The 271-nt window shown below is 66.4% G+C and carries 1 pseudogene; it reads right to left on the bottom strand.

Annotated features, from left to right (window positions below):
• Positions 1 to 271 (bottom strand): annotated as a pseudogene (locus SB717_RS35985) (alpha-amylase family glycosyl hydrolase); the annotation flags it as partial.

Below are 271 nucleotides of genomic sequence, written 5' to 3'. Positions count from 1 at the left end.
GGCCGCATCCACGAACCGGACCAGCGCGTCCGGGCCACCGTAGGGTTCGTGGACCGCGTACCAGCCAACGCCGTCGTAGCCCCAGTTGTGGGCGCCGTTGACGGCGTTGACCGGCATCAGTTCGACGAACTCGACCCCCAGTGAGATCAGGTGATCGAGTCTGTCGATCGCCGCGTCGAGGGTTCCGGCGGGCGTGAATGTCCCGATGTGCAGTTCGTAGATGACCGCGCCGGCAACCGGCTTGCCGTCCCATCCGGAATCGGTCCAGACC

Source organism: Priestia sp. SIMBA_032 (genome assembly GCF_046535215.1).
Lineage (GTDB): Bacteria > Bacillota > Bacilli > Bacillales > Bacillaceae_H > Priestia > Priestia aryabhattai.
Note: the sequence above shows the minus strand (reverse complement) of the source record. Positions and strands in the feature narration are given on the sequence as shown.